This window comes from Archaeoglobaceae archaeon (assembly GCA_038734275.1).
GTDB lineage: Archaea > Halobacteriota > Archaeoglobi > Archaeoglobales > Archaeoglobaceae > WYZ-LMO2.
Genome location: JAVYOO010000002.1, coordinates 289,649 through 303,266 on the forward strand (window position 1 = coordinate 289,649; position 13,618 = coordinate 303,266).

A 13,618-nucleotide genomic window follows, 5' to 3' on the forward strand; every position below is an offset into this window, starting at 1 on the left:
CTCATCACAAGACAATGTTCTGCTTATATCCACAGGTAGGACACTTTGTATCTTCCAGATTTATCTTGCCAATATAGAAACCCCTTCTTTCGATTAAAGTCTCTCCACAATTTGGGCAAAAAGTATTCTCGAATCTGTGTCCCCAGACGTTGCCAATATAAACGTATTCAACACCTACATCCTTTGCAATTTTGATTGCCCGCTCCAAGGTTGTGATTGGAGTTGCAATTTTGTCCATCATCTTGAAGTCAGGATGAAACCTCGAAAAATGAACCGGAATCCTTTTGTCCACTGAAACTACCCATTCAGCAAATTCTTTTATCTCGTCTTTGCTGTCATTCTCTTCCGGGATAACAAGATAGGTAATCTCAACAAAAATGCCCTTTTTGTGCATGTATTCCACAGTTCTTAGCACATTTTCGAGTTTTGCCTTGCAAATTTTACTGTAAAAACGCTGAGTAAATGCCTTAACATCAACATTGGCTGCATCCAGCCATTTAAATTGCTCTATTGCTTCGGGGGTCATGTATCCATTGGTTACGTAGACTATAAAATATCCCTGATCTTTAGCCAATCTTGAGGCATCAAGAGCAAATTCATGCCAGATAGCAGGCTCATTGTAAGTCCATGCTAATCCGTCTGCCCCTCTTTCTTGACAAAGTCTCAAAACGTCTTCAGGTTTGAGCTCTTTTAAATATGGGTATGTGAGATCTGCAAACGATATTTCGAAGTTTTGGCAATGATCACATTTAAAATTACAGCTCACAGTTCCAAAAGACAAAACCTTCGAACCGGGTTTATAATTGTGCATGGGCTTTTTTTCTATCGGATCCAGCGCTATGGAAGATGCTAATCCATAGTTGTAGACCATTAATTTCCCATTTTCATTCTTTCTAACTTTACAAATTCCCCACTGCTGATCTTTAAGCTTACAATTGTGCCAGCAGGTTTTACAGATCACAAATTCATTTGACCTTTCATAAAGATATGACTCGATCACCATACCGTCCTCAACTCACTCGCATAGTCCTCAGGAGAGAAGAAGGTAATGCTCTCATCATGGAACATCTTTGAGAAAAACACATCGTTCCAGTAGTATCTGGAGAAGGGAGTTCTCGCCACAATATGAAAATTTGTCCTGAAATGGTTTCCAATTCTGTCCCCACAGAAGAAGGTAAAATTAAAGGCATTAAATCCCCTGCTTTCATAAAACTTCAGAATTTTGGTAATCCCTTCTGAAAATCCGGACAACTGATCTTCGCTCATCAATGCAAAATCCGTTTCCTCCGGAATACCTACAAAGTGCAAAAATCCCTTTGGCGCAAATGCTGCAAGCCAGTCTGTTTTCTTTGTTCTACCAATATATCTTTCTCCACCTTTTTCCTCTTCCACAAGTGCTGACCAATAATCTTTTCCGTGAAGCTCCATAAATTCATAGGCGCTCCACTCAAGTCGGGCAAAGAAGTCTGTAGAAGTTTCAGAGACAATGAGCTGTATATGTGGATGCATTACACTGCTTCCTGCAGATTTTAAATAGTTCATACCTATAGAAACGTAGAATTTTTGATTGGGAAGTTTATTCAAAAACTCTTGGATCAACTTGAACGCATCAAAGAAGTGAGAGTTTTTAAACTCTGAAAGGGGCAGATAGTGCCTTTCTGCAATACGCAGAATCAGAGAATACCTGGAATAAGGCATAATATTTGAAAATGCCAAGCATTCGCCACGCTTCCAAATAGCCCCTTTCATTATCTCGGGATCTCTTGCAGCCATATCTTCGACTCTTTCATTGCAGAAGGGACACCAATTTTTTGAATTAGCGATTTCGTCTTCAAAATCTCCGATCGCAGGTATAGGAATGTTTTTTCTTACAATCCTACTTGTTTGAAGTGTAAGTGGATCGTATCGGATCTCAACAACACTTTCTTCTACTTTGTCGCCGATCTGTATTTTTGATTTTTCAAATTCTTTTCGAAATTCCATAAATTTGATAGGTCTTGACAGATTTAAGTTTTACGAGAAGCTTTTTATTTCTACCCACACTTTAGCTGTGAAGATCGAAAGACCTCGAGGCACAAGAGATTTTTTACCAGAAGAGATGGAGAAAAGGAGACTAGTTGAAAGAAAACTCAGAGAGATTGCTGAATCTTTTGGATACAGAGAAGTTGCAACCCCTACCTTTGAGCATTCAGAACTCTTCAAGCTGAAATCCGGCGAGGGAATTATTGAGGAAATGTACGTTTTTAAAGATAAATCTGATAGAGAACTGGCTCTTCGCCCAGAACTCACTGCTCCAATTATGAGGTTTTTTGTGAACGAATGCAGTTCTCTTCCAAGACCAATTCGATTTTACTACTTTGGAAATTGTTTTCGTTACGAAAGACCACAAAGGGGACGCTATCGAGAGTTCTGGCAGTTTGGAGTCGAATTAATTGGTTCAGAATCCTATCTTGCAGATGCTGAAGTTATAATGCTGGCTGACAAAATGTTAAAAAGCCTTAATATCGACTACGAGCTCCATATAGGCCATGTAGGAATTTTGAGATCAGCTCTCAGCTTTTTGGGAGAGAGAGCATCAAAAATTATGAGACTCATTGATAAAAGAGATGAAGAGGGGCTTGAAAACTACTTAAAAGAGATTGGCGTGGAAGATAAATTAAGGGAGAGGATAAAGTCTTTGATGAACCTTCAGGGAAAGAGAGACATCTTAGAGGATGCTAAAAAGATTATAGATTATGATTTTAGCTACATTGAAAAATTGCTCGATTTAATTGACTCCTTGGGATTAAAGTATGTCCTGAATTTGGGTGTTGCCAGGGGCTTGGATTACTACACAGGTATAGTTTTTGAGTTTTATGCGAAAGGACTTGGTGCCCAAAAACAAATATGTGGAGGGGGCAGTTACGAACTGGCACAGCTGTTTGGAGGTGTTAGAACTCCAGCAACCGGTTTTGCAATAGGCTTTGATAGAGTTTGTGAATTGATAGAAGGTAAGACAGACAAAAAAGTCACCGTAGTGGTTACATACTTCAAAGGTTTTGAAAAAAATGCTTTTGAAATCGCTGAAAGGTTAAGAAATCTGGGGTTTATCACCATCGTGGATGTGATGGAAAGAAGTTTGAAAAAACAGCTCAGCTATGCAAACGAGATAAACGCGGACTTTGCAGTCATAATAGGAGAGGACGAGCTAAAAAAGGGAGAAGTATCTATTAAAGATCTCAGAACCGGAGAACAATTCGGAATACCCTATTCCGAGATCACCACATCTCTCTCCGAAGTGCTGAGAAGAAGAGTGTAAGAACAGGCAAAATTTCCAAACGACCGATCCACATGTTTAGTATTAATATAAACTTCGCAAATGGATTGAAATTCGCATAAGTCTCGCTTGCTCCAGCCAGACCCATTCCAGGGCCTACATTGCTCAATGTTGCAATAGTGGCTGAAATGGACGTTTCCATCTCGTATCCACTTATTGAAATCAGCACGAGAGAAACGATAAATGCCAATACATAGATCATAAAAAATGAAACTATTTCGTTTGCCTGTTTTTCCGTAATTATTGTGTCGCCGTACCTTATCACTTTAACGCTTCTCGGATCTACTATTCTCATGATCTGGTAAGAAGCGTATTTTAGAAGAATCACGAGTCGGATCACTTTAAGTCCCGAAGAAGTTGAACCACTACAACCACCGATTACCATAAGTATCAGAAGGATGACCTTTGCGGAATCAATCCAGTTATCGTAGTCAAGAATTGTGTATCCTGTGGTAGTAGCAATAAATATTGTCTGTAATGCAGAGTAATGTAGCGAATCGAAAATCCCAAGGTTTTGAGCGTTAAGAAATGTTAGGATTAAAATGGCTCCAAAGAGAAGGATAAGATAGTTTTTAAATTCTAAATCTGCTATTGCTCTTACTTGACGCTGAGTCAATGCATATAGAAGTGCAAAGTTTGTCCCTCCTATTAAGCAAAAGAAAGCCAGAACTAACTCAACTCGAACATCTTGGAAGTATGCAATGCTCTGTGAATGTGTAGAGAAACCTGCAGTCGAAATTGAGGTAAAAGCGTGGTTAACCGCCTCAAAAAGGCTGAGACCAAGAAGATAAAGGACTGCTATCTCTACAATGGTAAGAAGAAGATAGAGTCTAAATATCAGAATGGCCATGTCCCTGACTCTTGGTCGAATCTTTGGTAGAACTACCACAGGATATTCCGCTTCTAAGAGAGAGGAACTTTTTCTCGTTTGTGGAAGAAAGATCAGGAATACGACCACTATGCCTATACCCCCTATCCACTGCATCAGACTTCTCCAGAACAAGACAGAGTTAGGCAAAACTTCTGGTGCCACCACTGTTGCTCCAGTGGTTGTGAAACCAGACATTGCCTCGAAAACTGCATCAAGTGGACTCAAGTTACAGAACATAAATGGAATTGCACCAATAAGTGGTATCAGAAGCCATACAAAGGCAACAGCAGCGTATACGTCTGAATCCTCAATGTTTGTCTTTGTATTCCTTTTTGAATCAAATAGAAAAAGCATTCCGAGAAAGAGAGAAATGGAGAGCGAAATTAAAAATATTTCCACTCTCTCATTATAGAAAAGCGCAACTATTGTTGGAAACAGAAAAATAATCGCATATACGATTAAAACCTGCCCAGCAATATTTTCCACATAGCGATAATTCATCCAAACATCTCTCCTACCTTTTTAACCTTATCCCAGGTAGTTCTGAGCACAACTCGATCTCCCAATTCCAATCGGAGGTCTGGATGTGGGGCTAAACATTTGTTGTTTCTTATTACAACCCAGATTGCAGTATTCTTTGGCAATTGCACTTCCGCAATACTCTTATCTTTAAGCTTCGGATTGTTCACTTCTATCTCCATCACAACTGCTCCGGAAATATCTGCTATGGTTCTGACTTCAACTTTGTCTAAAAGAAGCAATTTCTGAACCTCCATTATCGTCATCTTCTTTGGATTTAGAACATGCTCAATACCGACTTTTTCAAAGATCTTTATATACTCCTCATGTTCAACTTTAACAATCGCCCTTTCTGCGCCAAGACTTTTTGAAAGAAGGGAAACCATCAAATTACGCTCATCGCTATCGGTAAGTGCAACCACTGCATTGGATTTTCCTACTTCCTCTCTGTCCAAAAATTCAAGATCCAAGATATCCCCGCATACTATCCTTATTCCCCTCAGCTTTTCAGTGAGCTCTTCACAGGCTTTCTTGCTCGCACCTATAACCTTTACATTAACCCTGCTTCTGTAAAGAGTCTCCGCAAGATATGAGCTTATCTCGCTCGTTCCAAAAATCGTTACTCTCCTCACTACCTGCTGACCAAAGATCTCTCCAAGCTTTTCAAATTCCTCTCTCTTTCCAACAATTATAACTCTGTCTCCTACTCTGAAATCATCCTCTCCAGGAAGAATGACGTCGCCATTCCTATGGATTGAAGCCAGCACAACATCCGATGGTAAATTTAGATTTCCAGAATTTTTACCAATTACAGGAGAGCCGTCAGAAATCTGAAATTCGATCACATCCATCTCCCCACCACTCAAAGTTACGACTTCCTCGGCAAATGGAATGCCTACGAGTTCAGCAATCTCTTGCGCCAGAACGAGGGGCGGACAGACCACAATATCAAAGCCGAGTGGATGATATCTCGTTACAGGTTTGTCAGTATACTCTAAATTCTCAACTCTAACGAGAGTTCTCTTAGCACCCATTTTTTTAGCAGACAAAGCAGCCAGTATATTTACCTCGTCGTTACCTGTAACTGCCAAAAATATGTCCGCCTTATCTGCTTTTGCCTCTTTTAAGACATTTAAGTTTGCAGCATTGCCTTTTATCGCAATAACATCAAGCTCACTTAATCTATCTATTTTTTCCTTATCCTTTTCGATTACATAAACTTCATTTTTACCTGAAAGTGAGCGGGCCAACTCATATCCAACTGAGCCTGCCCCTGCAATTACTATTTGCATATTATTAAAACCATAACGTCTTTATTTATCTTTTACTGAAGCGGAGGAGGAGCAGACTCAATTCAAACATTATAAAAAATGATAAGATAATAGCAAGTTGTGTCAGACCTCCTATATCTGTAGGGGAATTAAGAAGGAATGCTATAAGAACAAGATAAATCGGCAATCTCAAATTTTTAAGCGTCTGATAACTCACAATTCGAAAACTGTCGAGCAGTATGACTACCAATGGTATTTGTAAAAGAATCCCAAACGCAAATGAAAGTTTTATGGCATTAATAGTTGTTTTTTCCACAGAATAAAAATGCTCTCCAAAAGAAAAGCTGTATAGATATGGGACCAAAAATTTGTAAGAAACATAAGAACCCGCAAGGAAAACCAGATAGCTTGGAATAATTGCAAACTTTAGAAATCTTCTTTCCGAGTCATAAAGTCCGGGTTTTGCAAAGAGATATAGCTCAAGCATAGCATATGGGTATACTATTATCATTGCGACTACTAAGGATAGAACAAGACACAGAAGGATCCACTCAGTGGGAGAATAAACATACATCTTCTCCCCTACTAACTCTCCCCAGAACTTTTCGATTAGCGTAGGAGAAAAATAGAGGGCTAATGGCAAAACAAGGGTAAGACTTAAGACTATCCTTTTAAGTCTTTTCCTTAACTCCGCTACATGTTCTACAAGCTCGCCATTTTCCACATAAAAAGTCGAGAAGAGAGTATAAAATTATCCATTGGGTGTATGAGTTAAATTAAAATTAGAAAAAGTAGTTAATATTAACTGCGAATTCCAAGAATAGACTTCTGAGCCCTCTTTATCCTTCTTCTCTTCTTTCCATCAGAAGTATACTTCTGATTCGGTCCCGGCTTCTTGTAATTCTGCCACTTCGTAGGCACAAGCCTATACTCGTTGCTGTTTCTCTTCTTGATTTTGACCCAAGTAGTCGTTCCTGTCTTGCCCATGAAATTTGCTCTAATCTCAACTTAAAAACTTTCTCCTATAAATTGGAATTCTGAATTACACGTCCACTATCAAAAATTTAAAAATTTTATCAGTCTCAAAAAATCCCAGCAGTTAGCTTCCTGTAAAGCTCCCCGTTGTTTTTCCACAGATCGTAGCGGTCTATGTGCATTAGCTTTGTCCAGACTGCAATGAAGTCTTTCACAAACTTTTCTTTTCCATCCAACGCTGCATAGACTTCGCAAACAGCTCTAAGCTCTTCATGATGTCCGAAGATTAGATCAAACCTTGTTGCTCTCCATTTCAGCTCTCCACTTTTTCTGTCATAGCCTTCGTAGAGATAACCGAACTCGTCTGCTGGTTTCCACTCTGTAGCCATGTCAAGCAAATTTGCAATGACTTCGTTGCTCAAAACCCCGGGATTTTTTGTAAGCACTCCTAAACCATCTGTATAGACCGCTCCAAGTGCCCTTATACCCCAGAAGAGAACTACAAGCTCTGGAACTGTGAGCCTTAGAAGCTGTGCCTTATCGACAAGCATTTCTTCAACCCTTTTTATTTTGTTTATCGAAGCTTCGCGGGCGTAATTTCTGAAACCACACGCAATCGGCTCAATCGCTGACCAAAATTCAATGTCGACATGCTCTTGCAAAGCATCAACTCTTCCCGGAGCAAATGGAACTCTAAATTTTAATCCCGCTCTCTTTACAGCTTCTTCAATCGCAGTATTTCCAGCTATAACTATCAAATCCGCTATAGAAACTTTCTTGTTCTCTCTTTCATGCTCAGCATCGAATTCAGCCTTGATCTTTTCAAGCTTTGCAATAATCTTTGCAAGCTCCTCTGGTTTGTTAACTTCCCAGTTCTTCTGCGGAAGAAGCCTTATTCTTGCCCCATTGGTTCCGCCTTTTCTGTCCGAGTCTCTGTAAGTGAGTGCTGAGGACAAAGCGACGTAGATAAGTTGTTGAACGCTAAATCCCAAGCTCAATATTCTGCTCTTTAGCTCTTCCAAGTCTTTATTGTTGATTAGCTCGTAGTCCCTTGCGGGCAACGGATCCTGCCAGATAAAAACTTCTTTCGGCACATCTTTGCCGAGATAGCAATCTCTTGGCCCCATGTCTCGATGGATCAGCTTAAACCAGGCTTTTGCGAATGCTTCCTCGAATTCTTTAGGATTTTCAAGGAATCTCTTCGCAATTCTCGAATACACAGGATCGAATCTTAAAGCCAGATCAGAAGTCAGCATCATTGGCGGGTGCTTCTTGCTCGGATCATGAGCGTCAGGAATTATTGCTGGCGCATTTTTCGCAACCCACTGATATTTTCCCGCCGGGCTCTTTGTGAGCCCCCATTCGTGCTTGAACAATAGATGGAGATACTGAATACCGAATTTCGTTGGCGTAGGGCTCCATGTGAGCTCAAAGCCTGAAGTAAATGTGTCGGGACCTTTTCCAGTTTTGTAGTTGAACTTCCATCCCAAGCCCTGCTGTTCTATGGGTGAAGAACTTGGATCAGGACCAAGAAAAGTATTTGGAGTGGCTCCATGGCATTTGCCAAATGCATGCCCACCTGCGATCAAGGCTACGGTTTCTTCATCGTTCATCCCCATTCTCGAAAATGCAACTCTGATCTGCTTTGCAGACTCTACTGGATCAGGATTTCCCTCTGGACCCTCGGGGTTAACGTAGATCAAACCCATTTCCGTAGCTGCAAATGGCTTTTCGAGCTCCCCTTCCTTAAAACGCTCCTTTCCAGAAAGCATTTCAATTTCTGGCCCCCAATCTGTGCCTTCATCAGGCTCCCATGCATCTTCTCTACCACCAGCGAAGCCAATGGTCTTAACTCCCATCAACTCCAGAGCAACGTTTCCAGCTAATACAATTAAATCAGCCCAAGAAAGCTTTCTACCATACTTCTGCTTTATTGGCCAAAGCAAACGGATTGCCTTGTCGAGATTTATGTTGTCGGGCCAGTTGATCCTTGGCGGGAATCTTATTTCTCCAGTCCTTGCTCCCCCTCTGCCATCGAATATACGATAGCTTCCCGCACTGTGCCAGGCTAAGCGAATGAAAAGTGGCCCATAATTCCCAAAATCTGCAGGCCACCAGTCTTGCGATTTTGTCATGAGCTCCCTTAGATCCTTCTTCACAGCTTCAAGATCAAGACTTTCGAATTCCCTTGCATAGTCGAAGTTTTCGCCGTAAGGGTTGCTTCTTGGACAGTTCTGTCTTAAAACTTTCAAGTTAAGCCTTTCCGGCCACCAGTCAGTGATCCATCTTTTTCTTTTTTCCATACTTTCACCTTTAAAATGATGAATTGTTATTGTTTAAAAATATTTTGACTTAGAAATTATTTCTAATCAGAAAATTATAAAAACAATTGAGCTAAGTGAGTTTGTGTGGAAGCAAAAAGCAATTGAAGCATTAAAGTCTGCAAACCTAAAATTGACTCCTCAAAGGCTGAAGCTAATTGAGATAATTGCAGAGATCGGCAACAGACACCCCACGCTTGCGGAGATCCTTGAGAAGGTCAGAGAGGAGTTTCCCACAACAAGCTTTTCCACACTTTACACGAACATCTTAATGCTTAAAGCTCTCGGATTACTCGAGATCTTTGCAATTGGCGATGAAACGAGAATAGAGCTGAATTTAAAGCCCCATATCAACGTCTTCGATCGTGAAATCAGGGATTTTTGCGATGATGAGCTAATGAGAAAAATTGAAGAAAAAATTGGTATGAAAGTCAAGATCGTGCTCGTTTTTGTAGACAAAGAAACTAAACCCCCAATAAGCTTCTAAAATCCAATTAGACCAAAAAGGTTAAGCACTCTCGGGCTGAGGATAATCAGGAGTTAATAATTAAAATATAAATAATATTTCAAATATCAAAATACTTCATGTATTCCCATGGAGTTATATATAGGCAGAACTGGTTCCACTCCTCAATCTTCAGTTCCATAAATGCATCATATATATGACTGCCAAGAACTCTCTGAAGAACTTCGTCTGTTGCCAAATGATCGAGTGCATCTCTTAGCGTTGTTGGTAGCTCACCAATACCCATCTCTCTCTTCTCTTTACCAGATAGCTCATAAACATCAACCATTACTGGATCTCCGGGGTCAATTTTCTTCTTTATACCATCCAAGCCCGCTGCAAGCTGGGCAGAAATTGCCAAATAGGGATTGCAACTTGGATCAGCTCCGCGATACTCAACTCTTATTGCTGAGGGCTTCTTCAGATACATTGGCACCCTTACCAAAGCAGAACGATTCCTCGGGCTCCAACAGATGTTTATCGGTGCTTCAAATCCTGGAACAAGGCGTTTATAGCTGTTCACCGTCGGACAGCAAATCGCAGTAAGTGCTTTCGCATGCTCAAGCAATCCACCAATGTAGTATCGAGCTTTCTGACTCAGCATAAATTCGTCGTTAGGATCTGCAAACAGAGCTTCACCTTTGAATGGTTCCCCCTTCCAAAGGCTTTGATGAGTGTGCATACCACTTGCATTGTCCAGATAGATCGGCTTAGGCATGAAAGTCGCTACCAAACCATTTTTTTTGGCAATATTCCTCGCAGCGAACTTGTATAAGTAAAAGGCGTCTCCAACTTCTGTGAGCTTCTTTGGCTTAAAATCGAGCTCCACTTGTCCAGGGGTTGCTACTTCATGATGGTGGTATTCAACAGCCACACCAAGCTGTTCCAGATTGTAGACAAGCTCGTTTCTATACTCGACGGTCGTATCCTCTGGTGGAGCTCTGAAATAGCCTTCTTTGGGTCGAATAACATAGCTCCCATTTAGTTCCTCGCTTAAGGGCAAAATTCTTGGAGCTCCCCAGCTATCTCCCACACCGCCATTGGGAGAAGCCCAGAGGTCCCAAACCAGATTTCTAAAATCCACACTCTTAAAAACAAAAAACTCAATTTCTGGGCCAAATATAGCAGTCATTCCCATGCTTTCAAGTTCTTTTTCTATCCTCTTTGCAACATAACCTCGAGGATCGCAATCAGCAATTTTAGATGCCCAAGCTTCGTAAACATCACCAAACATGATCGCACTCTTTTGAACTGGATCCGTGAGCCAAGGAATGATCCTTAGCGTTTGCGGATCTGGCATCCAGATCATATCACTCTGCTCAATGCTCTTGAATCCCCGAATGGAAGAGCCGTCAAAGCCTATACCTTCGAAACCGCTCCCTTCTATGAATTCCCTTGCTGGAATTGAAAATGTCATTAAATAGCCGCGAACGTCACTAAATCCACATAGAATTTGCTTTACACTATTTTCCTTGAGCAAATTTTTTGCATTCTCCACTAAATCCATCTAATCACCCTTCAGTTTTTGAGACCTTCAGTATATATTTTTTTCGTAAATCTGGTTAAAAGTTGAGAAAAAATCAATTTTATGGTCAAAATTTTGAAAAATTTTTAAAAAAATTCCTAAGGCTATCATAAACAAACTTTCTTTAATCACTGACAGAAAAAGGCTTAATCCTCAGCTTCATGAACTCTTCCTTAATCTCGACATCGTATCCTATAAATGGCAAGACGATCTCTAAAAAGCTCTTTACAAAATTCTTTAGGAATTCACTGCTAAGCACAAGCGTATATTCTCCATCCTTTGCTGTAAATCTGAACAAATTGCAAGCTTCAAGCCTTCTAAGAACGTATTCAAGATCCTTTCCCGCAAATTCGTCGGCATGAGCTCTTGCTATGTCTCTGTGAATCTCCCAGAATTGCTCTTTCTCAGGATGAGAACTAAGAAACTTCATTAATGCTATGAAGTGATCTATATCGAGCACAACATGCTCTCCATTTCTTAACATCTCAACATATCTCATTATTATTTCCTTTCTGACGTTCTTGAGCTCTCTGAATTCGTAGTAAAACTTCAGAACTTCCCTTATTAGCTCGCTTTGTGATTCAAATTCCCCTCTTAGCTCGTTCATAATTTTTAGGCTCTTCTCATCCAATGCAACCGTTAATCTTACTGGGTTCTTCACAAAAATTAAGAAGAGTCCAGATTTAAAAATCTTTCGTAAAGCGAGCAATTTCCTAAAAAATACTCAAATTTTTTTAAAAAACTTGAAGGTATGAAAAATTAAGAAGACTTATTAAAAAGATTTTTAAATCCACCATTTGCTCAGGATTTATGGATGGGGGAGATATTGCTTGGCTTATAACCGCAACTGCGATGGTTATGTTGATGACACCAGCGCTCGGATTGTTCTACGGCGGAATGGTTAGGAGCAAGAACGTGATCTCAACGATCACACTTTGCTACTTAGCCTATGCGCTCGTCAGTGTCCAATGGGTGATCATTGGCTACACTCTTGCTTTTGGAGGCGATCAAGCTGGTTTGATCGGCGGATTTGAGTATTTGGGGCTTCAGAGTTTGAATTTAGTAGATCTTGGTTTTGTGGCATTCCAAATGGTTTTCGCTGGGCTCACAATAGCGATAGTAGTCTCTGCAATGGTCGAGAGAATTAAGCTGTCCTCCTTTCTAATCTTTGCCCTACTTTGGACTACGCTGGTTTATGATCCAATTGCTCACTGGGTCTGGGGCGGGGGATGGCTTGCAAAGCTTGGGGCTCTTGATTTTGCAGGTGGCACAGTTGTGCACATAAGCTCAGGATTCTCCGCTTTAGCCTTGGCACTTGTAATTGGAAGGAGAAGCAATTTAAAAGGAGTAATTACAGAACCTCACAATGTTCCAATGACTCTGCTCGGCGGTGCTTTGCTCTGGTTTGGCTGGTTCGGCTTCAACGCTGGAAGTGCTCTGCAAGCAAATGAGATAGCCCTTAATGCATTCTTGGTTACAAATACATCTGCAGCTTCAGGAGCATTGGCTTGGATGATTGTCTCATGGCTAAAGGGTAGACCCGGTAGCCTTGGAATGATCAGCGGAGCGATTGCGGGGCTTGTTGCGATAACTCCAGCTGCTGGCTATGTAGACGTGCTGTCTTCAATTGCAATAGGTAGCATCGCTGGAATTGGTTGTTACCTTGCCATGTTGCTTAGAACAAAGCTCGGAATTGATGAAAGCCTTGATGCATGGGCTATTCATGGTATTGGCGGACTCTGGGGCTCGATAGCTACTGGAATATTTGCAAGGATCAACTCGGAAGGTCTGATACTCGGAAACTATTCCCAACTCTACGCTCAGATAATTGGAGCATTCTCAGGAGCTATCTACGCTTTCGTGGTTACCTTTATACTTGCAAAGCTAATCTCCGCTCTAATAGGGCTAAGAGTTGAAGAGACTGAAGAATACGTTGGTCTTAACATTGCCCAACATGGTGAGATAGCTTATTCGAGGTGAGGGAGATGAAGATGATCTTGGCAATAATACGCCCGGAAAAGTTCGAGGAGGTAAAGAGCGCGCTGGAGAGAGAAGGTATCTTCGCTTTAACAACATTTGAGGTAAAAGGGCGTGGAGAACAGAGGGGAATAAAGCTCCAGTTCCGAGGCAGAGAAATACAAGTAGACATGCTCGAAAAGCTCGCAATTATGGTGGTCGTTGATGATGAGATAGCTGAAAAAGCTACAGAGCTCATAAAGGAGAGTGCAAGAACTGGAAAGCCCGGAGATGGAAAGATCTTCGTTATTCCAGTTGAGAAGGCGATCAGAATTAGGACTGGAGAAATAAATTAAATT

At 40.9% G+C, this 13,618-nt stretch carries 13 protein-coding genes; 4 read left to right on the forward strand and 9 right to left on the reverse strand.

What is annotated here, in order from left to right:
- Window positions 1-4: 4 nt before the first annotated feature.
- Together amrS and QXI54_04175 are read right to left on the reverse strand one after the other, a co-directional pair.
- The gene (gene amrS / locus QXI54_04170; GenBank protein MEM0302351.1) at window positions 5-1,003 is read right to left on the reverse strand and encodes an AmmeMemoRadiSam system radical SAM enzyme; all 999 of its coding nucleotides are present in this window, start codon (window positions 1,001-1,003) and stop codon (window positions 5-7) included.
- The gene (locus tag QXI54_04175; GenBank protein ID MEM0302352.1) at window positions 997-1,983 is read right to left on the reverse strand and encodes a hypothetical protein; all 987 of its coding nucleotides are present in this window, start codon (window positions 1,981-1,983) and stop codon (window positions 997-999) included. Before QXI54_04175 ends, amrS begins: the two co-directional genes overlap by 7 nt.
- 67 nt (window positions 1,984-2,050) lie before the next feature.
- On the opposite strand from QXI54_04175, the gene hisS reads away from it, so the two are divergent.
- Entirely contained in the window at window positions 2,051-3,298 is a 1,248-nt protein-coding gene (gene hisS, locus QXI54_04180; protein ID MEM0302353.1) for a histidine--tRNA ligase, read from the forward strand.
- Here the strand turns inward: hisS and QXI54_04185 are convergent.
- From QXI54_04185 to katG, 5 genes are all read right to left on the reverse strand, one after another.
- Window positions 3,258-4,688 carry a TrkH family potassium uptake protein gene (locus QXI54_04185; protein MEM0302354.1) on the reverse strand — a complete coding sequence of 477 codons (1,431 nt, stop codon included), beginning with the start codon at window positions 4,686-4,688 and terminating at the stop codon, window positions 3,258-3,260. The two genes, hisS and QXI54_04185, sit on opposite strands and share 41 nt — an antisense overlap.
- Window positions 4,685-5,998, reverse strand: a complete 1,314-nt coding sequence (gene trkA / locus QXI54_04190; protein ID MEM0302355.1) for a Trk system potassium transporter TrkA — start codon at window positions 5,996-5,998, stop codon at window positions 4,685-4,687. The genes QXI54_04185 and trkA overlap by 4 nt, the downstream gene beginning before the upstream one ends.
- Before the next feature lie 25 nt (window positions 5,999-6,023).
- Entirely contained in the window at window positions 6,024-6,701 is a 678-nt protein-coding gene (locus QXI54_04195; GenBank protein MEM0302356.1) for a twin-arginine translocase subunit TatC, read from the reverse strand.
- A 77-nt stretch (window positions 6,702-6,778) separates the two neighbouring features.
- Entirely contained in the window at window positions 6,779-6,964 is a 186-nt protein-coding gene (locus QXI54_04200; GenBank protein ID MEM0302357.1) for a DUF5350 domain-containing protein, read from the reverse strand.
- A gap of 95 nt (window positions 6,965-7,059) precedes the next feature.
- Entirely contained in the window at window positions 7,060-9,255 is a 2,196-nt protein-coding gene (katG, locus tag QXI54_04205) for a catalase/peroxidase HPI (protein MEM0302358.1), read from the reverse strand.
- A gap of 103 nt (window positions 9,256-9,358) precedes the next feature.
- Between katG and QXI54_04210 the strand changes: the two genes are divergently transcribed.
- On the forward strand, window positions 9,359-9,760 hold the full coding sequence (locus tag QXI54_04210) for a transcriptional repressor (GenBank protein MEM0302359.1): 402 nt from the start codon (window positions 9,359-9,361) through the stop codon (window positions 9,758-9,760).
- 79 nt (window positions 9,761-9,839) lie between these two features.
- On the opposite strand, the gene glnA is transcribed toward QXI54_04210, so the two are convergent.
- Together glnA and QXI54_04220 are read right to left on the reverse strand one after the other, a co-directional pair.
- Window positions 9,840-11,285 carry a type I glutamate--ammonia ligase gene (glnA, locus tag QXI54_04215; GenBank protein MEM0302360.1) on the reverse strand — a complete coding sequence of 482 codons (1,446 nt, stop codon included), beginning with the start codon at window positions 11,283-11,285 and terminating at the stop codon, window positions 9,840-9,842.
- 142 nt (window positions 11,286-11,427) lie between these two features.
- Window positions 11,428-11,964 carry a ribbon-helix-helix protein, CopG family gene (locus QXI54_04220; GenBank protein MEM0302361.1) on the reverse strand — a complete coding sequence of 179 codons (537 nt, stop codon included), beginning with the start codon at window positions 11,962-11,964 and terminating at the stop codon, window positions 11,428-11,430.
- A 149-nt stretch (window positions 11,965-12,113) separates the two neighbouring features.
- Here QXI54_04220 and QXI54_04225 point away from each other — a divergent pair, with 149 nt between their 5' ends.
- Window positions 12,114-13,283 carry an ammonium transporter gene (locus QXI54_04225; GenBank protein ID MEM0302362.1) on the forward strand — a complete coding sequence of 390 codons (1,170 nt, stop codon included), beginning with the start codon at window positions 12,114-12,116 and terminating at the stop codon, window positions 13,281-13,283.
- A gap of 5 nt (window positions 13,284-13,288) precedes the next feature.
- Window positions 13,289-13,615 (forward strand): P-II family nitrogen regulator, encoded by a 327-nt coding sequence (locus QXI54_04230; GenBank protein ID MEM0302363.1) that lies wholly within the window; start codon window positions 13,289-13,291, stop codon window positions 13,613-13,615.
- Window positions 13,616-13,618 lie beyond the last annotated feature (3 nt).